This window comes from Streptomyces sp. NPDC104831 (assembly GCF_055583025.1).
The window spans coordinates 55,412-75,927 of sequence record NZ_JBVJOT010000045.1 but is presented as its reverse complement, the minus strand read 5'-3'; the positions used below and the strand labels follow the sequence as shown (position 1 = coordinate 75,927).

Genomic DNA, 20,516 nt, shown 5'->3' with positions numbered 1-20,516 from the left:
GCTTATTCCCGTGGCCCCCCCCCCCCCCCCCCTCCCCCTCCCCCCCCCCCCCCCCCCCCCCCCCCCCCCCCCCCCCCCCCCCCCCCCCCCCCCAGGACCGGAGCGAACCATTCCCATGGGAGTGACCGAACCGGCTTCCCGGCGTCGCGGCGGGTGAGGGCGAGCATAGCGCCGTCGACGGACGGGAGGACGCCCGTGGCTGCCGCCGCCCCCGCGACGGCTTCCAGGCCGGCCGGCACTCGCCTCCTCGCAGGAGGTGCGGCTCGGCAGCCGCGTCACACGACGAGGGTCCCGGTCACTCGTTGACGATGCGGTAGGCGCTGACCCATCCTCCGATCGAGCTGTAGCCGGAACCGTCGATGATGATCGAACCCCCGGTGCAGTTGAAGTTGTCCCACAGCTCCACCCTGCGGTGGGCGACCTCCGTGCGGGCGGAGCGGACTCGGTCGTTCCAGTTGTCGCCGACGTACTTGCACTCCCCCACGTTGCCGAAGAACCACGTGTCCACACCGCCCCATCCCGTGCCGGAGTAGGCGTGCCAGCCGGCGGCCGCCAGCCGGGCGGAGGAGGCGGAGGACGAGGGCGCGAGGTGCCGGGCGGCGGATGACGGCTGGGCCATGACGGCCGTGCCGGCCAGCAGGGCCAGCGTCGCCACGGATGAGGCGATCGTGCGTCGCAGGTTCATGGGATGCCTCCGGTGCTGTGCGGCGGTGCCGGTGCGGGCGGAACCGCCCTGTGGCATGGTCGGGTTCTCGTGTCAGATTCTTGCCGAATGCGGACTTCGTCCACCATGCTCCACCGATGACAAAAGCTACGCGATCCATACACTTCTGGTTATGACGGACTCGAAGGACGGCGGCGGTGGGTGCGGGGCGCCCTCCCTCTCTCGCCCGCCCCGCTCGGAGCCGACCGTGCACCAGTTGCGACTGCTGCTGGTCCTCGCGGAGGAACTGCACTTCGGCCGGGCGGCGGCCAGGCTGTTCATCACGCAGCCCGCGCTGAGCCGGCAGATCACCCTGCTCGAACGACGCCTGGGAATCGCCCTCTTCGCGCGCAGCAGCCGCACCGTGGAGGCCACCGCGGCGTGCCGGGCACTCCTGCCGGAGGCCCGCGCCGCCGTCGAGGCGATGGAACGGCTGCGCCGGTCCGCGGACGCACACCACCGGCAACTCGCCGGACGGCTCGTGGTGGGGTCCATCGGCGCCGAGTCGTCGATACGGCACGCGCGGGCCATCCTGGCGGAGCTGCGCACCCGCCACCCCGAACTCACCGTCGAGCTGCGCAACCAGCATCTCGCCGACCACATGACGGAGTTGCTCAACGGCGAGGTGGACGTGGCGTTCCTGCGCCCGCCGGTTCCCCCGGGCATCCAGATCCGGCACCTGGCCACCGAACCACGCGTCGCCTGCCTGCCCGCCGAGGACGCCCTGGCCTCGCGGCCGGCCATCAGCCTGGCCGACCTCGCCGGCCGCCCCGTCGTGAACCTTCCCGCGCAACTCCCCCGCCTGTGGTGGGACTTCTGGGCTGTCGACCCCCGCCCGGACGGCTCCCCCGTCCGCTACGGGCCGGTCGTCTCCGACATGGAGGCGCTGCTGCACGTCGTCGCGGAAGGCACGGCGATGGCGTTCCTGCCGGCCGCGGCCCGCGAATTCTTCCCCCGCCCCGGCGTGAGCTACGTCGATGTCACCGACCTTCCGCCGAGCACCTCGGCCCTCGCCTGGGCGGCCGCCCATCGCGACCGCCCCGCCGTCGCCGCGATCCGGCAGGCCGCCACCTCGGCCTGGCCGCCTCGCTGATGACGGGGGCGGGAACGGACCCTTCCTGCCCGTGTGCGGCCTGACCGGACCCGGAACAGGCGAGTCCGGGTGCGCCGAGGCACGGGCGGCGAGCGGCTCGTCGCCGGCGACCGTGAGCGGGTCTCCGGGCCGCCGAGCGGGTGCGGGCCCGAGGCGTGGCACAACCCGTCCTGTGCGGGCCGCGGTACCGCCGGATCGTCGGGCCCGGCCCACCCCGCCGCCGCCCCGGTACGCCGGGGCGGCGGGAGCGCCGGTCTGCTCGGTGCCCGCCCGCGGGGCGGGCCCGGCCCGGGCGGCGCTGCTCACCGGGGGCTGTGCGAGGAGGACGCCACACGGTCGATCCGAGCGGGGCGCCGGCGCAAGCGGCCCGGGCGCCGTCCGGGCCCCCGGCGCCGTCTTCGCCCGGGCCGTCCGGAGCCGGGGCCGTCGCGCCGGGTCACGCGGGGGTCCCGGTGCGCTCCCGACCCCGGCGCGCGCCGCTGCCGCCTGCCGTGACCGCACCGCCCCGGGGCGGCCGGGAGCGGTACTGGAGGTGCCCTGCCCACAGGGTGCCGAGGAGGCCGGCGGTGGCGAGCGCGGCTCCGGCCCAGGCCACCGAGGCGAAGCCGAACCCGGCGTCGATGAACATGCCGCCGAGGGCCGGCGCGAGCGTGTTGCCGACGTTGAAGGCGGAGGTGTTGGCGGCGCCGACCAGGGTCGGCGCGCCGGGCGCCACGACGAAGACGCGGGACTGCAGGACCGGGTTGGTGACGTATCCGGCCAGGCCGAGGGCGAAGACCAGGACCACGGTGACGACGGTGTTCTCCGCCAGGACGGCGAGCAGCGCGGAGGCCGCGGCGAGGACGCCGGTGCCGAGCGCGAGCGTGCGGATCGGGTACGCCTCGGCGGTCCTGCCGCCGACGACCAGGCCGAGCAGTCCGCCGACGCCGAACAGCGCCAGCAGGACGGGCACCCAGCCGTCGGCCAGCCCGGTGACATGGGTGAGCACCGAGGCGAGGTAGCTGAACGTGACGATGACGGCACCGAAGGAGAACGCCGTCACGGCGTACGAAAGCCACAGCTGCGGCCGGGCCATGGCCCGCAGTTCGGCACGTACGGTACGCGTCTGCTCCGCGGGGCCCCGCCCGCCGGGGATGGCGAACACCGAGCAGACGAGGCCGGCGAGGGTGAGTACGGCCACGCCCCAGAAGGCGGCTCGCCATCCGGCGAACTGGCTGAGCAGCGTGCCCGCGGGGACGCCGATGATGGTGGCGAGGGTGAGCCCGCCGGCGACGACCGCGACCGCCTTCCCCTTGGCGTTCGCCGGGACGAGGGCGACGGCGGTGGCCACGGCGACGCCCCAGAAGCCCGCGTAGGCGAGGGCGCTGACGACACGCGTGGCGAACAGGACTCCGTAGCCCGGCGCGAGGGCGCCGGCGATGTGCGCGGCGATGAAGACGGCCTGCAGCGCGACCAGGGCAGTGCGGCGGGGCCAGGAGAGCGTGGCGACCGCGAGGAGCGGTGCGCCGACCACCATGCCGATGGCGAACGCCGAGATCAGCAGCCCGGCATCGGGGATGGAGACACCCAGGTCGTCCGCCAGATCGGGGAGCAGGCCGGAGAGCATGAACTCCGATGTGCCCTGGGTGAAGATTCCCAAGCCGAGGACGTAGACGGCAAGGGGCATGGCGTGCCTCCAAGTACGGGGACGCGGAACGGTGTTGTGTCCGGTCGCGAGCGGAAGGGCGACTTCGGGAGCGACGCTAACACTTAATGAAGCATTTGCTTCAAAACAGGGGTGCGGTGTCCTACACTCGCCTTCCGTCAGCCTTCCCCCGCTTTCCCGCTCCAAGGAGGAGTTCATGACCGACGCATCCGGTGCCCCGCAGCGCGTCCGCGTCACCGCCGATCCCGACTGGTACGCCCCCGCGGGCATCGCGCTCGGCATCCGCGTCGGCGACCTCGTCTTCACCTCGGGTCAGGGCCCGATCGACGAGCACGGCACGACGGTCGGCAAGGGCGACTTCGAGGCCCAGGCCCGCCAGGCGCTGGCCAATCTCGCCCTCGTCCTGAAGAACGCCGGTTCCGCTCTGGACCAGGTCGTCAAGGCGACCGTGTTCGTCACCGACATCGCCCGGCAGCAGGACGCCTTCGCGCGCCTGAGGGCCGAGTACCTCGTCCCGCACACGTTCGCCGAGTCCTTCGTCGAGGTCTCCTCCCTCGCCGATCCGGACTGGCTGATAGAGATCGAGGCCGTCGCGGTGGCGGGTTGATCCGCCCCCGCGTTTCCGTGCGACCGCTCCGGCGTTCGTAGACTGCGGGTATGGCCAGGCCCAGGAAGTTCGACGAGACGCAGGCCCTCACCGCCGCCATGGAGACCTTCTGGCGGCGGGGGTACGAGGCGACCTCGACCCGGGACCTGTCCGGCTCGACCGGCCTCGGCCAGTCGAGCCTGTACAACGTCTTCGGCGACAAGCGCGCGTTGTACCTGCGGGCCCTGCGCCGCTACTACGAGACGTACACCGCCGAGCAGACCGCCCTCCTCGGCCGGCCCGGCCCCGTCAAGGACCGGCTGCGGGACCTGATGGTGCGGGCCATCGACACCGACCTGTCGGACCCCGGCGCCTCCGGGTGCTTCTCGATCAACGCGTCGGTCGAGAAAGCCGACGCGGACGACGACGTACGGGAGGAGGTCCGCCGGCACTTCACCACGGTCGAGCAGGCGCTGGCCGAGGCCATCGCCCGGGGGCAGCGCTCCGGCGAGATCTCCCCGGAGCGGAGCGCCGGGACACTCGCCCGCCAGATCCTCAGCACGTACTACGGACTGCGTGTGCTCGCCCGGATCCAGAAGGACAGGGACGCCCTGCTCAGCGTGGTGGAAAGCACCCTCACCGCCCTCTGACACCGGCCCCCGGAGCCCTCGGCGGCGCCACGTCGCGCCGGACGAGCGCCCACCGCGGTGCCGCGGTGCGTCCGGGTGACAGCCGGTCGGGCCCGGGCCGCCGCACCGGCGTGCGGTGGCCCGGCCGCCGGGGTGTCAGGAAGTGGTCAGGAGTTCCTCCAGTGCCTGGGCGGTCCCCGGGTGGCGGGCGAGCAGCACCGCGCCGGTGCCGGGCGGTGCGGGCGTGTGCCAGCCGCCCTCGCAGCCCAGCAGGTCCGCCACCGCGTCGCAGGTCGCGGGGTGGACTGGGAGCAGCGGCACGCCGCCGGGCGCGGCCGTGCCGTCGCGTGACGGGCGGGCCGTCGCCGGGTCGGCCTGCCAGGGTGGTACCCAGGTGTCCAGGGCCGCCAGCCGGCCCGGGAAGATCCGGCCGGCCTCGCGGATCAGCAGGGGCGCCAGGTCGGCGCCGCTGCCCCGCACCGTGGTGATCAGCGTCGGCAGCCAGGGCAGCAGCACCGGGTCGGGCAGCCGCGCGAAGGCGTGGGAGACGGCCTCGACGGCGAAGTCGGCCAGGCCGGGCACCGGTTCCAGGGCGTGCAGGAACCCGCTGAGGTAGCGCGGATAGGCGGGCAGGGTCAGGGGGTTGCCGAGCAGTTCGTCGCAGCGGGCCCGCAGGTCCGCGCGGGAGAGGTGCCCGAGCTGGGTCCTGGCCGCCCACAGCAGTGCCGTCTTGGCGGCCTCCTCGGGGCGGGACCGGGCGACGGCCAGTTCCAGCTGGTTGCGGTCGCAGCCGAGGGAGAGGGCGAGGCCCTCCATGCTGAACAGGAAGCCCAGCATGGCCGCGACCTGGCGGACGCTCGCGTCGTCGTCGGCGAACGCCGTCGGCAGCAGCGTGCAGTAGTGGGCGTAGCCGGTCTTGACGAAGGACTCGATCCAGGCGGGCAGGGACGGCTCGCTGGTGCGGTAGTAGGCCAGCAGTCCGCGCACCCGGCGCAGCACCTCCGGTGCGCCGTCGACGCTCCGCTCGGTCGCCAGCACCTGAAGGGCGTGCCGGCCGAGTTCGTCGGCGAGGCGGTGGCTGCGCAGGTAGAGGGTGGCGTCCTCGACGGCCTCGAGGACGGTCGCCGTGGTCGCGTGCGGGCCGTACGCGGTGCGCCGCAGCCGCTGTTCGAGGACCTGCTCGATGCCGACGCCCTCGTAGCCCAGCTCGATCAGGGCGCGCTGGTGGGTGCCGAGGGCCAGGTCCCAGGACTCCTGGAGGGAGCGCTCGCCGAGCCGCCTCTCGCCCATGACGGTGCGTGCGGCGCCGTGCGGCATCAGGTACCGCAGCATCCACAGCACGTCGGAGCACTGCTGGAGTTCCGGCCGGGACGCCATGTCGAGCAGCGCCCGTTGCACGCCGCGCCGCTGGAGTTCGAGGTTCAGCGGGGCCAGCCGGTCGTGCACGTCGCGGGCGAGGGGCGGCAAGGCGTCGTAGCCGACCCGGCCGACGCGGTCGCCGCCGAGCATGATCTCCACGAGGCGGCGCACATCGCGCCGGCCGGGCACGGTGTCCTTCTCGATGCAGGTGACCGCCGCGTCCTGGAAGTCGTACGGCGTGGGTCTGGCCCGGTCGCGCATCCCGGCGAGCAGGATCGACGTCTCGAACACCGCGATGGCGTCGGCGGTGGAGGCGAGATAGCCGTTGCGGCGGGCGGCGCGCACGATCTCCACGGACCAGCCGAGCAGTTCGGCCTCGTCGAGGCGGTCCAGGACGGGGGGCCGCCGGAGGAATCCGGTGAGCCGGTCCGGGGCGTCGGGTCCGGCGGCCGGTGCCGGGAGGGCGGCCTTCGCGGCCTTCCCGGGCGTCTTCGCACCCGCCTGGCCGGCCAGCCGGTAGGGCTTGACCCGGGTGCGCTTGAGGTTCTTCGCCCACTGGGCCGCGGCGATGGACACCGAGCCGGCGGCGAGGCCGAACTGGGCCTCGATCGCGGCGTGGCTGGAGGGGATCAGCCCGTGCTGCCACTTGGTGGCGCTGGGCGGGCCGATCCGGAAGGTTCCGGCGCCGTGGACGCCGAACTCGGCGACGCGGCTGGCCGCGTGGAAGGCGCCGCACACGTAGAGGGCGTCGGCCGGGTCGGTGCCGGTCGCGGTCATGTGCTCGCGCATCCGCGTCCACATGTACCGCTCGCGGTCCTCGTCGACGCGGACCCGGTGCGCTTCGCCGGGCGCGAGGCGCCGGAAGAGGCTGCCGATCAGCAGCATGACCTGGCGGTAGGTGTCGTGGTCGCTGTCGCCGAGCGGCAGTTCGACGTACTGGTGCCACCACTCCGACCAGTGCCGTACCCGCCCGTGCCGCAGCAGGTGTTCCTCCAGTTCGGCGAAGCGCGGGCGCAGGTCGCCGATCTCGACGCCGACGGCGTCGCCGTGCAGCGCCGCCTCCTCCTCGGCGGGCGGCGCGTCCGGGCCGGCGGGCGCGGCGGAGCCGTCCCCGCTCTCCTGCCACTGGAAGACGTGGTCGGAGGAGCGGTCCACGAGGACGAGTTCGACGCCCGGGGTGTCCAGGGCGTAGGCGATCGCCTGGTACTCGGCCGACGCCTCGGTGATCGGGGCGACGACCGACAGCGGGGCCCATTCGGCGGGGAAGCCGTCGACCTCGGTGGCATAGGCCTGCACCGCGACCGGCAGCCGGCAGTTGCGCAGTTCGGTCAGGAGGGGGGCCATGTCCTCGCAGAGTTCCAGGTAGACCACCTTGGGCTGTTTCTCGCGCAGCCTGCGCGCCATGGCGAGCGCGGAGGCGGGTGAGTGGTGGCAGACCGGGAAGATCTCCAGCGGTTCGCGCACCGCGCGGTCGACGTCGTCGACGATGCCGAGGAGGATGCCCTCCAGGGCGTCGGGCCCGTCGGCGAACGCGGCGGCGGCCTCCTGGAGTTGCGCGCGCAGGGCGGTGAAGGTCCCCTCGTTCACCGTGCTCTCCATGGTGCTGTTCCGGGCGGTCACGACAGGGTGGCGATCGCGTCGCGGCCGCCCTCGAGGAACTCCGGCCAGGGGCCGCCCTCCTCCTTGCTGCGCGGCTCCACGACGCCGTGCAGGTACTTGTTGAGGATGGCCAGGTCCTCCGGTTCGCGCCGGGCGAGGGAACCGACGAGCGAGGAGGCGAGGGTGCGGGCGGTCAGTGCGCGCTCGCCGAAGAAGTCGCCGTGCAGGACCGCGTCCTCCAGGACGCCGATCTGCTCGGCGGTGGAGAGCGCGGACTCCAGCTTCTCGTCGTCGCTGCCGGCCGCGGCGGCCGAGGCGCGCAGGTCGGCGAAGCTCCGCAGCAGCACGTCCAGCAGGGTGGGCGGCACGTCCAGTTCGATCTGGTGGCGGCGCAGGAGTTCCTCGGTGCGGAAGCGGACGATCTCCGCCTCGCTCTTCTTGTTGGTGACCACCGGGATGCGGACGAAGTTGAAGCGGCGCTTGAGCGCGGAGGACAGGTCGTTGACGCCCCGGTCGCGGCTGTTGGCGGTGGCGATGACGGAGAAGCCCGGCTTGGCGAAGACGATGTTGTCGCTGTCGAGTTCGGGGACCGAGATGTACTTCTCGGACAGGATGGAGATCAGGGCGTCCTGGACGTCGCTGGTGGAGCGGGTCAGCTCCTCGAAGCGGCCGATGACACCGTTCTCCATCGCGGTCATGATCGGGGAGGGGATCATCGACTCCCGGGACTGGCCCTTGGCGATGACCATGGACACGTTCCACGAGTACTTGATGTGGTCCTCGGTGGTGCCGGCGGTGCCCTGCACCACGAGCGTGGAGTTGCGGCAGACGGCGGCGGCCAGCAGTTCGGCGAGCCAGCTCTTGCCGGTGCCGGGGTCGCCGATCAGCAGCAGGCCGCGGTCGGAGGCGAGGGTGACGATGGCCCGCTCCACGATGGCGCGGTCGCCGAACCACTTCTGGGAGACCTCGCGGTCGAGGCCGTCGGCCCGCTCGGACCCCAGCACGAACAGCCGGATCATCCTGGGGGACAGCCGCCAGGAGTAGGGCTTGGGGTTGTCGTCGATCGACTCCAGCCAGTCCAGCTCTTCGGCGTACTTGATCTCGGCGGGGGCGCGCAGCAGGTCGGACATGTCCATGGCCTTTCGGTGAGAGGAGAAGAGGGGAGCCGGGGCGGGAGGGCTCAGGTGAGGAAGGTCTTCAGCTCGTGGACGAGCTTGCGGATGTGACCGGAGATCACGGGCGTGCCGAGGTCCTTGAAGCGCTCCCTGAACCACGGGTTGACGCTGCCGCGGCCGGAGCTGGTCACCGAGCCGACGGGGATGAACCTCGCCCCGGAGCGGTGGACGGCCGCCATGCTCTCGAACAGCGGCTCGGACCGCCATTCGTAGAAGTCGGAGATCCACACCACGACCGTGTTGCGCGGTTCGGCGATCTTGGGCTGGGCCAGGGCCATGGCGACCGTGCCGTCGGTGCCGCCGCCGAGGTGGGTGCGCAGCAGGGTCTCGAAGGGGTCGCTCACCCAGGGGGTGAGGTCGAGCGCCTGGGTGTCGTAGGCGATCAGGTGGACGTCCACCTTGGGCAGGCCGGCGAAGATGGACGCCAGGATGGTGCAGTTGACCATCGAGTCGACCATCGAGCCCGACTGGTCGACGACCACGATCAGGCGCTGGGGGGTCGTCCTGCGGACGGTGTGCCGGTAGTAGAGGCGGTCGACGTAGAGCCGCTCCTGTTCGGGGTCCCAGTTGGTGAGGTTCTTCCAGATGGTGCGGTCGAGGTCGAGATTGCGGAAGACCCGTTTGGGCGGGACCGACCGGTCCAGGGCGCCGGCGGAGGCCTTCTCGACCTGGGTGCGCAGGACGCCGGCGACCTCGTCGACGAAGCGGCGGATCAGTGCCTTGGCGTTGGCGAGGGCGACGCCGGAGAGGTTGTTCTTGTCGCGCAGCAGCTGCTCGATGAGCGACATGCTCGGGGTGAGCTGTGCGGCGAGCGCGGGGTCGGCGAGGACTTCGCGCAGGTGCATCCGCTTGACCAGGTCGGCTTCCAGGGCGCCGAGTTCGGGACCGATCTCCGGGACGAGCCGGCCGAGGTCGGGCGTGCGGCCGCCACCGGTGCCGGTCGGGCTCACTCCCCCGCCGCCGCTTCCCGGGCCGTGCCCTGCGTTCCGGCCGCCGCGCAGTTCACCGGGCCCGTGGCCGAGCGCCCGCTCCAGCCATCCGGCGTCGGACTGCCAGCGGGCCAGCTGCCCGGCGGTGACGGTTCCGGTGCCGGTGGCGAACACGTTGAGCAGCACCTTGGAGACGAGGGCGGCGCGGCGCACCTCGGCGGCCCGGTCGCGGCCCTCCTCGTCGGCCTCGGGCACCATCAGGGAGTCGAGTTCGGCGGCCAGCGCGGGGTGGCGCTGCACGATGGCGTCGATGGACGCCCGCGGGTCCAGCAGCGCGGGCGGCAGTCCGAGGTCCTCGACGACGGCGAGGGAGGCGGACTCCAGGGCGGCCTGCTCCTCGTGGTCGAAGAGGCGGGCGAGCAGCCGCCAGTACAGGACCTGCCGGCGGTTCTCGTCGGCGCTGGGCAGCGTGGTCTCCTCGGGGGTGTGGTCGGTCATTTCCGCAGCAGCCTTCCGGCGCGTTCGCGCAGCGCGGCCACCGCGTCGGTGGCGGCCTTCTCGGCCTTGGCTCCGGCCTTGTCGGTGGTGCCCCCGGCCCAGGCGCCGGCGTGCACCGCGACCGGCTTCCTGCGCACGGTGGCCTCCACCGCGAGCGGCTGGAGGCAAAACCGCCCGGCGTCCCAGCGGAGCAGCCCGATGCAGGCGCTGGAGGCGGCGACGGTCTGCGGGGTGAGGGGACCGGCGGCCGGGACGCGGTCGGTGTCGACGGGCAGGCGGTGCGCGGGGAGGGTGAAGGACACCGTGTCGCCGTCCCGGTCGATGCCGTAGCCCTCCAGGAACACGGGCTGGGCGAGACGCACCGGGTGCCGGTCCAGGGGCGCGGCCGGCGCCGAGGTGGCGGTGGGCAGGGCGACGCGCGCGGTGGCGAACGGGTCGGCGGGCTCGCCCGGGCGGGCGTGTTCGTCCTGCCAGATCAGGTCGCCCTCGGCGGTGACGGGCATGTCGGTGAGGTCCATCGAGCGGCCCTCGCCGGCCGCGGCCAGCAGCGTCATGTGCGGGCGCAGCAGCTGCCAGACACCGGCGCCGAGGACGGTGTCGGGCTTGGGCACGGACACACTCGCCCGGACCAGCCGGGCAGCGGTGCCGTCGGCGGGTTCGAACACCGCGTGCACCTGGGCCTGTACGGCGGTGGCGTGTTCCTGGACGTCGACGCCGAGGGGCAGGAGCCGGCCGGTGGCGGTGTCCGTGGCGGGCGCGGCGGTGGCGCCGGGGAGCGTCAGCAGCATGCCGCGTGCCCACAGGTCGGCCCACCTGCGCACCGGTATCCGCTCCAGGGTGGCGCCGGGGCAGGACGCGGCGAGTTCGGCGGCGAAACCGTCGAGGAGGGTCGCCAGACGGCGCAGCTGCGGGTCCGGGAGCATCGCGGAGACGACCTGGGCGGCGCCGGAGACCACGTCGTGGTCGATGCCCTGCCAGCCGGTGCGGGCCAGGTCGCACAGCCAGGAGCGGGCGGCGGCGAGGAGGTTCGGTGCCTGCTCTTCGGCGGCGGCCCGGGCGGTCGCCTCCTCGCGGGCGCGACCGGTGACCTCGTCCGCGCGGGCGGTGAGCGCGTCGTGCGCGGAGCCGAGCAGGGCGGTGCGGGCGGCGGCGAGGGCGACGAGGTGGTCCTCGCCCGCGGCGCCGGCCGCCGCCTTCCCGGCGGCCTCGGCGACCCGGGCGGCGAGCGGGCTCGCGGCGACCGCGTCGGCGAGCGCGGTCAGGCCTTCGGCCTGGGCGGGCCGCGGGCGCAGCAGGCCGCCGGTCAGGGCCCGGTCGAAGGCGTCGACGGCGGTCAGCGCCTCCAGCAGCCCGTCGACGGGTTCCGTGAGCGCGTCGGGGTGTTCCTCCTCGCGCGCGCCGGGCTCCCGCGGGGGCGCTTGCGTGACTTCGGCCCGCGTGGTCGGGAACCACTGCATCTCCGGCAACGGCACGGTGGTGGGCGCGAGTTCCAGGTAGGTCAGGTGGCGCAGGAACCGGCTGAAGACGGAAGCGGCGGCCTTGCTGTCCGCCGGGGACGGACGGGTGGCCCTCATGGTGGTGTCGAGCGTCTGCGCGCCGGCCTCGCCGTCCCCGAGGTCGACCCGCAGGTAGCGGGCGACGCGTTCGGCGCCGTACTGCACCACCGCCTCACCGATCAGGGCGCCGATGTGGTTGCAGAAGCCGCCTCGGGCGCCGCCGCAGGGACGGTTGTTGTTGGTGCTGCACGCGTAGGCGTACGTCCCGGCCTCGACCGAGGAGACGTAGACCCGCTCGATGGCCGAGCCACTGGAGACGACGCCTTGGAGGCGCCCGTCGGCCAGTTCCACGAACGGCACCTTGGCGAGCTTGCGCGGCCGGGCGGGCGGGATCACCCGCGCCGTGCTCGACCTCTCGAAGTCGGACAACGCACCATCTCCTTCGCAGCACAAGGGGAGCCCCAACGCCGGATCGGCGGGACATGGATCAAGTTAGCGGGACCCACTGACAACGCCCTTCGCGCGCGGGCCGGGCCGCGGCGCCGGGGCCGTTCGCGGGGGGCTTCCCGACTTCGCGGCGTACCGCCCGGCCGGACACACCCGCCGTCGGCGTGCGGGGTTCGGTTTCCCGAACCCCCGGTCCGGGGGTGGGCCGGATCGATCGCCGGGTCCCGTCCACCGACGATGGAGGGCATGACTGAGACGGCTACGGACAAGGGACGGGCGATCGCCGCCCGCGCGGAGGACCTGCACCGTGAGTACGGGCGCGGCGCTGCCGCCGTACGGGCCCTGCGCGGGGTGTCGGTGGCCCTCGCGTCCGGCACGTTCACGGCGGTGATGGGGCCCTCGGGCTCCGGCAAGACCACCCTGCTGCACTGCCTGGCGGGGATGGACCGGCCCACTCGGGGGGCTGTCTGGTGGGGCGACACCGAGGTTTCCGGGCTGCCGGAGCGGCGGCTGGCGGAACTCCGGCGCAGCCGGGTCGGTTTCGTCTTCCAGGCGTTCAATCTGATGCCGGCGATGACGGTCGCGCAGAACGTCGAACTTCCCGGCCGGCTGGCCGGCGAGCGGCCCGGGCGGGCCCGGGTGCTGGACGCCCTCGACCGGGTCGGCCTGGCCGGGCGTGAGCGGCACCGGCCCGGACAGTTGTCCGGTGGGCAGCAGCAGCGGGTGGCCATCGCCCGGGCGCTGGTCTCCCGCCCCGACGTGCTCTTCGCCGACGAGCCGACCGGCGCGCTCGACCGGGCCACCGGCCACGAGGTCCTCGCCCTGCTGCGCGACGGCGTGGACCGGGAGGGCCGTACCTGCGTGATGGTGACCCACGACCCGGTGGCCGCCGGGTACGCGGACCGTGTGCTGCTGCTCGCCGACGGCCTCGTGGTGGACGAGCTGGACCGGCCCACCGCCTCCCGGGTCGGCGAGCGCCTGAGCCGGCTGCGCGGGTGAGCACGATGGTCGCGATCGCCCTCGGGCAGCTGCGCCGGCGCCCGGCCGCCTTCGTCGCTCTGGCGGTCGCGCAGTTCCTCGCCATCGCCGCCGTGACGCTGTTCGGCTCGCTGTTCGCCGCCGACGGCACCGCACCCGGGTCCGTCCGCAAGGCGTCCGCAGGGCCGGGACCGAGGGTGATCGCCGGCGCCTTCGGTGAAATCGCCGTCCTGGTGGCGTTCTTCGTCGTGGTCAACGCGTTGGGTTTCGCTCTGCGTCGACAGCACCGCGAGCTGGCCCTGCTGCGCACGATCGCGGCGACGCCCCGGCAGACACGGCGGCTGGTCGGTGTCCAGGTCGTCACGACCACCCTGCTGGTGGCCCTGCCCGGCTGGGTCGTCGGCCGGATGGCGGCCCGTCGCTTCCTCGCCGAGCTGCGGCGACTCGGGTTGGCGGCGCCGGGCACGCGGGTGCCGGGGACACCGGTGCCGATGCTGGTCGGGCTGGCCGCCGCCCTCGCCGTCGGTCTGGTGGCTTCCGCCGTCGCGGCCCGGCGGATCTCGCGGATCGCGCCCGCGGCCGCGCTGACCGCGAGCTCCACCGAGCACGGGCGGACGGGTGCACCGCGCCTGTTCGCCGGAACCGGTGTGCTGGTGGGGGGCGTCCTGCTGCTGCGGCTGGCCGCGACGCGGCCGGCCGGGGAGCCGGACAAGGCGGGGCAGGCGGCCCTGCTCGCCGCGTTGGTGCTGCTGGTCGCGGTCGCCCTGGTGGGGCCGCTCGCGGTGCGTTTCCTGGTGGCCGTCCTGGGGGCACCGGTACGGGTCGTGGCGCCCGGTGCGGGGTGGCTGGCCCACGCCAACCTGTGCGGGTACGCGCGGCGCCTGTCGTCCGCGGTGGTGCCGGTCGCGCTGCTCGTGGGGCTGTCGGGCACCATGCTGATCATGACGAGCACCGCCGAGCACGCCGCGCGGACGACGGCCACGAACGTCACCTCCGCCACGGACGTCTGGCTGCGCCAGGCCGAGGTGGCGCTGCTGGCCTGCTTCGCCGCCGTGTCCACCCTCAGCACCCTGGTCGCCGTGACCGCCGAACGGCGCCGCGAGTTCGCGTTGTTGCGGCTGGCGGGCGCACGCCGGTCGCAGCTGATGCGCATGCTGACCGTGGAAGCGGCGCTGACCACGGCGGTGGGCGTCCTGCTCGGCGCAGCGGTCGCGGGCGCCGCGTCGGTGGCGTTCAGCACGGCGGTGACCGGCTCGGCGGTGCCGTCCGTCCCGGTGGCCGCCTCCTGGTACGTCGTCGCGGGTGCGGCGGCGCTGACCGGCCCGGCTGTCCTGGCCACCGGGCTGCGAGCGGTTCGCGGTCCGGCGGCGGACCTGGTGGGCGGTGACCGTGACTGAGCACGGCGGTGAGCCGGCGGCCGAGGGACCGGCCGGCGAACGCCCGCGCACCCGCCCGGCCCTCGGGCCGCGGTGCGCGGGCCGCCTGCCGGGGCCCCCGGGGCCGGAGTCGGCCGGGCGGCGGCGCTGCCGGTCCGTGCGGGGCGGCGAATGGGCCTTCGCCGTCGTCGGACTGCCGTTCGCGCTGGTCGGAGGCGTCTACGCGCTGGCCGTCCTCTACGCGGGAGCGCTGCTCTCGCTCACCGTGGTCGGCCTGCCGTTCGTGGTCGTCGCGCTGCTGGGCGCGCGTCGCCTCGGTGCGCTGCACCGGTGGCTGGTCGGCCGGCTGCTCGGCGAGTGCGTCGAGGCGCCCGCCGGACCGTCCCGCCCGGTGGGCGTGTTCGCCCGGGGCCGTGCCGCGCTGACCGATCCGGCCGCCTGGCGGGCGCTGCTGTATCTGGTGCTGCGGCTGCCGCTCGGAGTGCTCGGGTTCGCCGCCGCCGTGGCGCTTCCCCTCAGCTGCGCATGGCTGGTCGGCTTTCCCCTCTGGAGCCGCCTGTTCGAAGCCGGCCGGGGGCCGGCCACCTGGCTGGACGCGGGCTCCGTCCTGCTGGGCCTGGTCGTCCTGGCGGCGTTGCCCGGCACGGTCGGGGCACTAAGCACGGTAAACCGGTGGCTCGCTCGGCTGCTGCTCGGCCCGGCCCGTGCCCAGCGGCGGGTCCGGGAACTGGAGACCGCCCGCGCCACCCTGCTCGCGGACAACAGCGACCAGCTCCGCCGCCTGGAGCGGGACCTGCACGACGGCACCCAGGCCCGGCTGGTCGCCCTGGCCATCACCCTCTCGCTGGCCGAGGACGCGCTCGCCGCTCCCGTCGGCCCGGACCTGGACCGGCTGCGCGCGCTGATGGACCGCGCCCGCGGCCAGACCGACGACACCATCACCGAACTGCGGCGGCTCACCCGCGGTATTCACCCACTGGCGCTGGACGGCGGCCTCGGCCAGGCGTTGCCGGACCTCACCGCCACCTCGCCGGTGCCGGTCACCATCCACCTGGACCTGAGGGAACGCCCGCACCAAGTGATCGAACGGGCCGTCTACTTCTGCGCCGCCGAACTCCTCACCAACATCGCCAGGCACAGCGGTGCCCGCTCGGCCGAACTGACCGTGAGCGCGGTCGACGGGCGGGTGCGCCTCAGCGTGCGCGACGACGGTGACGGCGGCGCGGCGCTCGGCGCGGGGACCGGCCTGACGGGGCTGGCCGAGCGGCTCGCGGCGGTGGACGGAGTCCTGCGGGTCGACAGCCCGCCCGGCGGCCCCACGGCAGTCGTCGCCGAGCTGCCGGCGCATGTGCGGTGAGACCTCAGCTGCCGGTCTCCGCGAGGTAGTTGAGGACGGCCTTCACCCGTCGGTTGTCCGCGTCCGTCGCCCGCAGGCCGAACTTGGCGAAGACGGCGGCGACATGCTTCTCCACCGCCCGCTCCGACACCGCCAGCCGCGCGGCGATGGAACGGTTGGAGTGACCTTGCGCCATCAGCTCCAGCACTTCTCGTTCGCGGGGCGTCAGAGTGTCCACCCGCCTGCGCTGTCCGCCCCGCATCAGGCGGGTCACCACCTCCGGTTCGAGCACCGTTCCCCCGCCGGCGACACGGTGCAAGGCGTCGACGAACTCGCCGGTGCGGGCGACGCGTTCCTTCAGCAGGTATCCGATTCCCGCGGCGCCGTCCGCGAGCAGCCGGGAGGCCCAGGCGGTCTCCACGTGCTGGGAGAAGACCAGGATGCCGACCTCGGCCGTCCTCGCACGGATCTCGACGGCGGCGCGAATGCCCTCGTCGGTGTGGGTGGGCGGCATGCGGATGTCGACCACCGCGACGTCGGGCCGGTGGCGGGCCACGGCGGCGAGCAGTTCCGGCGCCGTCCCCGCGGTGGCCACGACCTCGCATCCGCGGGCGGCGAGCAACTCGGCCATTCCGTCACGCAGGACGACGGAGTCCTCGGCCAGTACCACGCGCAGGTGCCCATCGATCACGGACGCCATTATCGGGCCCGGCCGACGGCCGCCGCCGACCGGGCCGGCGAACGCGAAGGCGCGGCCGCGGACATCCGGGCACCCGCGCGGGCAGGCCGCGGCCGTCGACCGCGCGGAATCCGCCAGGCGTCCGTGGCACGAGCGGGTGCCCCCTCATCCGACGGCCTCACCGGCTGCCCGCCTGTCCGCCCCGCACCCGCCCCGTCCGCCGGCCCAGCGCCGCGTCCACACCGGGGCAGTTCCCGCGGACGGTGGCGAGGAAGGCGTCCAGCACCGGGGAGGGGTCCCGGTCGGCGAAGGACAGGACCAGGTCGGGCAGGGCCGTGCGCGGGGTCACCTCGCAGAAGCGGATGCCCGGGCGGGGAGCCGACAGCATGCGGGAGGGGCCGAGACCCACGCCGATCCCGCAGGCGGCCAGGCCGATGATCGTGTGCACGTCCCTGGCGACGGTCGCGCCGTCCAGCGCGGCGGTGTCCTCGCCCAGCAGGTCCCGCAGCACGGCGGGGACCGCGGGTTCGTCCTCCCCGGCGGCCACGATCAGCGGCTGGCGCCGCAGCTGCTCCACGCTGACCGCCGCCTGGCCCGCGTAGGGGTGCGTACTGCCGACGACGGCGATCAGGTGGTCGTGCCCGACCGGGGCGGACACCAGGTGCTCGGCCCCGGCTCCCCGGGGCGGGCCCAGGGTGACGGCCGCGTCCAGTTCCCCGGCGACGAGGGCGGCGGTACTGCGGCTGGACGCCATCTCGTGCAACTCCAGCCGTACGTCGGGCCGCTCCCGGACGAACCGGCCGAGGACGTCCGGCAGCGGGTCGAGCAGCGCGGAGGCGATGAACCCCAGGCGCAGCCGGCCCGTCTCGCCGCGCGCCGCCCGGCCGGCGTCGGCCGTGGCCGCCGCCATCTCCCGCAGCGCGCGCCGCGCCCGGGCGAGGAACGCCTCGCCGGCGGCGGTCGGGAACACGCCCTGGCGCGTACGGTCGAACAGCCGGGCCCCCGTCTCGCGCTCCAGGTCGGCGATCTGTTTGGACAGCGGGGGCTGGGCGATGCCCAGCGCGCGGGCCGCCCGGCCGAAGTGCCCGTGCTCGGCCAGGGCGAGCGCGTACCGCAGATGCCGCGCCTCCACGACCACCACCCCTTACGCCGCACTCCCCCGCATGCCTCTCCATACGTGCGGGGTATCGCCGCTCACCCTGTCATATATCCCGCTGGATGACGCTGCCGCGCATGGGTGGGATGGGGGCCATGACGCCTTCACCGGACGACCACCCGTACGACGACCCGCACGACGGGGTGCGCAGCGATCCGAACCCCGGTCTGGACGACACCGTCTTCGTCCTCGTCCACGGTGCCTGGCACGGATCGTGGCAGTGGGCCGCGACGCAGCGGGCGCTCACCGCTCTCGGCACCGTCGGCGCGGCCGTCGACCTGCCCGGGCACGGCTTCGACGCGCCCCTGCCCAGCGGGTACCTGCTGCCCGGCCGGCCCGGGCTGCCGACCGAGAGATCCCGGCTCGCGGACGTGACGATGGACGACTGCGCCGACGCCGTCCTGGACACGCTGCGCCAAGTCCGCCGCTACGGCCGGGTCGTGCTGGTCGCCCACAGCGCGGGCGGCGGCCCCGCGTCGCTGGCCACCGAGCGCGCGCCCGAACTGGTCGACCGCCTCGTGTACCTCTCGGCGTTCGTCCCCGCAGGCCGTTCGCGGTTCTCCGACTACCTCGGCGCCCCCGAGAACGCCGCCGCGCGGGGTCGAGACCTCACCCTCGGCGATCCCGAGGCGCTGGGCGCCGTACGGATCGACCCTCTCTCGCCCGACCCCGGCTACGTCGAGGAGCTGCGGCAGACCCACTACCACGACACGCCCGCCGACCGCTTCGACCGCTGGCGCTCCGCGCTCAGCCCCGACCTGCCGCTGGCCGTCGTGACGGCACCGGTCGCCCTGACCGCGGCGCGGTGGGGCCGTATCCCGCGCACCTTCCTGCGCTGCGCCGACGACCGGGCGCTGCCGGCGGCCGTGCAGGACCTGATGATCGCGGAGGCGGACCGGGCCATGCCGCGGAAGCCGTTCACCGTCCGCACCCTGCCGGGCGGTCACAGCCCGTTCGCCGCCCGGCCGGGGGAACTCGCCGCGGCCCTGGTCCGGTGAACCGCCGGTGTCGTGGCACGGGGCGGCGGTCGCCCACGGGTCCGCGGTCCCGCGTCCCCGGGGTGCCGGGGAGCGGGACCGCGGACGGCCGGGCGGCCGGTGGGGTCAGCCGCCGATGTCCGAGTCCTGCGCGGCGGCGACGACGGCCGTCGCGTCCTCCGGCAGCAGGTATCCGGCGTCGACGGACCCTTGCGCGGCCGTGCGCACCTTGGCCACGTAGTCGGCGTGGGTGGGGTAGAGCCGGCTGAGCACCGGTTCCGCGGTGATCGGGAAGGACGGGTCGGACGGGTCGCCGTCGTCGTGCCGGTCCCAGGCGTCCGCGCCCGCGTTCCACGGGTCACGGGCGCCGTACAGGCCGCAGAAGACACCGCTGCCGGTGGTGTCGCGCAGACCGGTGAGGGTACGGGTGGGCACCGTGACGTCCGGCAGGCGGACACCGCCGGTGGCGAGGCCCGTGGCCGGGTCGCGCAGGACGGTGCTCAGCGGCTGCCCGCCCGGCGGCCGGGCGCCGCCCCGCGCCCAGTCGGCCAGGTGGCGCAGCGCCGCGTTCATCGCCCAGTGGCCGGGCCCGTCGTTGAAGGGGGCCGAACCGGGGGCGCAGTCGGCCGACGGCGCGGCGGAGCCCGCCGACTTCTGCACGGTCGGGTTGCCGGTGTCGAAGGCCCACTGGTCGCCGTGCGCGGTGCCGGCCAGCTCCCAGTGCACGACGCTGTCGGTGTCCGGCTGCCGTGCGATCGCGGCGCCCGGGACGTCGGTCTCGGTGAGCACGACGAACGTGGGCACCGACAGGTCGGTCCGGATCCGGGACGGGTTCGGCATCAGCAGGGTGTCGGCGAGCACGCCGCTGATCGGAGAGGCGATCGCGCTGTTGCTGTGCACCATGAAGCCGTCGTAGACGCCGGACACGGGCTGGACGGCGTTGACGTAGGTCGTCATGAAGCCCGCCGACTGCGACTCGCCGTCGGCGAGCAGCGTGCGGACCGGGAGCCCGCCGAGCGGGTCGGTCCCGTTCGGGGCGCGCAGCGCCTGGCCCGCCTGGGAGAAGATGTCGTAGGCGAAGGCGTCGCCGGGGTGGACCAGGCTGCCGTAGCGCGCCGGGTCCCAGCCCTTGAGGCCCTTGATCTCGCCCAGCCCGCCGTTGACCCCGACGGCCTGCGCCGAGACGCCGACCCAGGCGTAGCCCCGGCGCAGCAGCTCGTCCCGCTCGAACCAGTAGTCCGGGGAGAGGTCGAGCTGGCCGCTGACGTTGAGCCACTCCACGACCACCGTGCCGTTGAACCCGGCCGGGTCGGCGGGGCGGCGCACCAGCAGGCGGCTCTTGTACGGGGCGGTGCCGGACGCGCGGACGTTCCACCGGCCGTCCGAGGTCCACAGGCCGGACTTGGCGTACGACGTGGCGGTGCCGGAGATGAAGTACTCGCTCTCGGTGTAGCCGAACGAGCCGAGGTCCTCCGCCGCGGCGAGGAACGGGAAGCCGTGGCCGCCGGCGGGCGGGACGGTGACCGTGGGGCTCGCGACCGCGGCGGGCGAGGCCGCGGCGGGGGCCGTCAGCGGGGTGCCGAGGAGGCCGCCGCAGAGCAGCACCCCCAGCACGGCGGCGGTACCGGACCGCCGGGATAACCGAGCAAGCATGCGCACGGGTTGCCTCCGTGAATGCGTCCCAATGGGTTGAGACCGCAGTCTGGGCGAGCCGTGGCGGGCTGCCATCGGTGAATCCACCGGTGTCCCGGCAGCGGTGACCGGCGGCCGCCGAACCGCTTTGCGCCTGACGGAGGCTCAACCGCCCGCCCTCATCCCGTGACCCACGTCACATCGCGCTTCTGTCAGCAATCGG

General features: G+C 74.3%; 16 protein-coding genes. 7 read left to right on the top strand and 9 right to left on the bottom strand.

Annotated elements, in window-relative coordinates; genetic code table 11:
- Positions 1 to 295: 295 nt before the first annotated feature.
- Complete coding sequence (locus ACZ63H_RS27705) at positions 296 to 685, bottom strand: peptidase inhibitor family I36 protein (protein WP_469869539.1); 390 nt, start codon at positions 683 to 685, stop codon at positions 296 to 298.
- Between the two features lie 151 nt (positions 686 to 836).
- On the opposite strand from ACZ63H_RS27705, the gene ACZ63H_RS27700 reads away from it, so the two are divergent.
- Positions 837 to 1,796, top strand: a complete 960-nt coding sequence (locus ACZ63H_RS27700) for a LysR family transcriptional regulator (RefSeq protein ID WP_469869537.1) — start codon at positions 837 to 839, stop codon at positions 1,794 to 1,796.
- Positions 1,797 to 2,232: 436 nt separating this feature from the next.
- Here the strand turns inward: ACZ63H_RS27700 and ACZ63H_RS27695 are convergent, their stop codons facing one another.
- Complete coding sequence (locus ACZ63H_RS27695) at positions 2,233 to 3,462, bottom strand: Cmx/CmrA family chloramphenicol efflux MFS transporter (RefSeq protein ID WP_469869535.1); 1,230 nt, start codon at positions 3,460 to 3,462, stop codon at positions 2,233 to 2,235.
- 175 nt (positions 3,463 to 3,637) lie between these two features.
- On the opposite strand from ACZ63H_RS27695, the gene ACZ63H_RS27690 reads away from it, so the two are divergent.
- Both ACZ63H_RS27690 and ACZ63H_RS27685 read left to right on the top strand, forming a co-directional pair.
- Positions 3,638 to 4,048, top strand: coding sequence for a RidA family protein (locus tag ACZ63H_RS27690; RefSeq protein WP_469869533.1), 411 nt, complete (start codon positions 3,638 to 3,640; stop codon positions 4,046 to 4,048).
- Positions 4,049 to 4,098: 50 nt separating this feature from the next.
- On the top strand, positions 4,099 to 4,677 hold the full coding sequence (locus ACZ63H_RS27685) for a TetR/AcrR family transcriptional regulator (RefSeq protein WP_469869531.1): 579 nt from the start codon (positions 4,099 to 4,101) through the stop codon (positions 4,675 to 4,677).
- A 135-nt stretch (positions 4,678 to 4,812) separates the two neighbouring features.
- Here ACZ63H_RS27685 and ACZ63H_RS27680 read toward each other — a convergent pair whose 3' ends face one another.
- From ACZ63H_RS27680 to ACZ63H_RS27665, 4 genes are read right to left on the bottom strand one after another with little or no spacing between them, the layout of a single operon-like run.
- Complete coding sequence (locus ACZ63H_RS27680; RefSeq protein WP_469869529.1) at positions 4,813 to 7,614, bottom strand: DUF5682 family protein; 2,802 nt, start codon at positions 7,612 to 7,614, stop codon at positions 4,813 to 4,815.
- 17 nt (positions 7,615 to 7,631) lie between these two features.
- Positions 7,632 to 8,744, bottom strand: coding sequence for an ATP-binding protein (locus ACZ63H_RS27675; RefSeq protein WP_469869549.1), 1,113 nt, complete (start codon positions 8,742 to 8,744; stop codon positions 7,632 to 7,634).
- Between the two features lie 50 nt (positions 8,745 to 8,794).
- The gene (locus ACZ63H_RS27670; RefSeq protein ID WP_469869527.1) at positions 8,795 to 10,216 is read right to left on the bottom strand and encodes a vWA domain-containing protein; all 1,422 of its coding nucleotides are present in this window, start codon (positions 10,214 to 10,216) and stop codon (positions 8,795 to 8,797) included.
- Complete coding sequence (locus ACZ63H_RS27665) at positions 10,213 to 11,565, bottom strand: hypothetical protein (RefSeq protein ID WP_469869547.1); 1,353 nt, start codon at positions 11,563 to 11,565, stop codon at positions 10,213 to 10,215. Before ACZ63H_RS27665 ends, ACZ63H_RS27670 begins: the two co-directional genes overlap by 4 nt.
- 840 nt (positions 11,566 to 12,405) lie before the next feature.
- Here ACZ63H_RS27665 and ACZ63H_RS27660 point away from each other — a divergent pair.
- From ACZ63H_RS27660 to ACZ63H_RS27650, 3 genes are read left to right on the top strand one after another with little or no spacing between them, the layout of a single operon-like run.
- Entirely contained in the window at positions 12,406 to 13,158 is a 753-nt protein-coding gene (locus tag ACZ63H_RS27660) for an ABC transporter ATP-binding protein (RefSeq protein WP_469869525.1), read from the top strand.
- A gap of 5 nt (positions 13,159 to 13,163) precedes the next feature.
- Entirely contained in the window at positions 13,164 to 14,534 is a 1,371-nt protein-coding gene (locus ACZ63H_RS27655) for an FtsX-like permease family protein (protein ID WP_469869545.1), read from the top strand.
- Positions 14,527 to 15,870, top strand: coding sequence for a sensor histidine kinase (locus ACZ63H_RS27650; protein ID WP_469869523.1), 1,344 nt, complete (start codon positions 14,527 to 14,529; stop codon positions 15,868 to 15,870). Before ACZ63H_RS27655 ends, ACZ63H_RS27650 begins: the two co-directional genes overlap by 8 nt.
- A gap of 4 nt (positions 15,871 to 15,874) precedes the next feature.
- Here the strand turns inward: ACZ63H_RS27650 and ACZ63H_RS27645 are convergent, their stop codons facing one another.
- Positions 15,875 to 16,540 (bottom strand): LuxR C-terminal-related transcriptional regulator, encoded by a 666-nt coding sequence (locus ACZ63H_RS27645; RefSeq protein WP_469869521.1) that lies wholly within the window; start codon positions 16,538 to 16,540, stop codon positions 15,875 to 15,877.
- A 166-nt stretch (positions 16,541 to 16,706) separates the two neighbouring features.
- Positions 16,707 to 17,660 carry a LysR family transcriptional regulator gene (locus ACZ63H_RS27640; RefSeq protein WP_469869519.1) on the bottom strand — a complete coding sequence of 318 codons (954 nt, stop codon included), beginning with the start codon at positions 17,658 to 17,660 and terminating at the stop codon, positions 16,707 to 16,709.
- A 119-nt stretch (positions 17,661 to 17,779) separates the two neighbouring features.
- Here ACZ63H_RS27640 and ACZ63H_RS27635 point away from each other — a divergent pair, with 119 nt between their 5' ends.
- The gene (locus ACZ63H_RS27635) at positions 17,780 to 18,682 is read left to right on the top strand and encodes an alpha/beta fold hydrolase (protein WP_469869517.1); all 903 of its coding nucleotides are present in this window, start codon (positions 17,780 to 17,782) and stop codon (positions 18,680 to 18,682) included.
- Between the two features lie 105 nt (positions 18,683 to 18,787).
- Here ACZ63H_RS27635 and ACZ63H_RS27630 read toward each other — a convergent pair whose 3' ends face one another.
- Positions 18,788 to 20,314 carry an alpha/beta hydrolase domain-containing protein gene (locus ACZ63H_RS27630; RefSeq protein WP_469869515.1) on the bottom strand — a complete coding sequence of 509 codons (1,527 nt, stop codon included), beginning with the start codon at positions 20,312 to 20,314 and terminating at the stop codon, positions 18,788 to 18,790.
- Positions 20,315 to 20,516: the final 202 nt, after the last annotated feature.

Bases quoted from the DNA above. Each gene is read 5' to 3' on its own strand.
- ACZ63H_RS27705 (WP_469869539.1), bottom strand. From the start codon at position 685: ATGAACCTGCGACGCACGATCGCCTCATCCGTGGCGACGCTGGCCCTG.
- ACZ63H_RS27700 (WP_469869537.1), top strand. From the start codon at position 837: ATGACGGACTCGAAGGACGGCGGCGGTGGGTGCGGGGCGCCCTCCCTC.
- ACZ63H_RS27695 (WP_469869535.1), bottom strand. From the start codon at position 3,462: ATGCCCCTTGCCGTCTACGTCCTCGGCTTGGGAATCTTCACCCAGGGC.
- ACZ63H_RS27690 (WP_469869533.1), top strand. From the start codon at position 3,638: ATGACCGACGCATCCGGTGCCCCGCAGCGCGTCCGCGTCACCGCCGAT.
- ACZ63H_RS27685 (WP_469869531.1), top strand. From the start codon at position 4,099: ATGGCCAGGCCCAGGAAGTTCGACGAGACGCAGGCCCTCACCGCCGCC.
- ACZ63H_RS27680 (WP_469869529.1), bottom strand. From the start codon at position 7,614: ATGGAGAGCACGGTGAACGAGGGGACCTTCACCGCCCTGCGCGCGCAA.
- ACZ63H_RS27675 (WP_469869549.1), bottom strand. From the start codon at position 8,744: ATGTCCGACCTGCTGCGCGCCCCCGCCGAGATCAAGTACGCCGAAGAG.
- ACZ63H_RS27670 (WP_469869527.1), bottom strand. From the start codon at position 10,216: ATGACCGACCACACCCCCGAGGAGACCACGCTGCCCAGCGCCGACGAG.
- ACZ63H_RS27660 (WP_469869525.1), top strand. From the start codon at position 12,406: ATGACTGAGACGGCTACGGACAAGGGACGGGCGATCGCCGCCCGCGCG.
- ACZ63H_RS27655 (WP_469869545.1), top strand. From the start codon at position 13,164: ATGGTCGCGATCGCCCTCGGGCAGCTGCGCCGGCGCCCGGCCGCCTTC.
- ACZ63H_RS27635 (WP_469869517.1), top strand. From the start codon at position 17,780: ATGACGCCTTCACCGGACGACCACCCGTACGACGACCCGCACGACGGG.
- ACZ63H_RS27630 (WP_469869515.1), bottom strand. From the start codon at position 20,314: ATGCTTGCTCGGTTATCCCGGCGGTCCGGTACCGCCGCCGTGCTGGGG.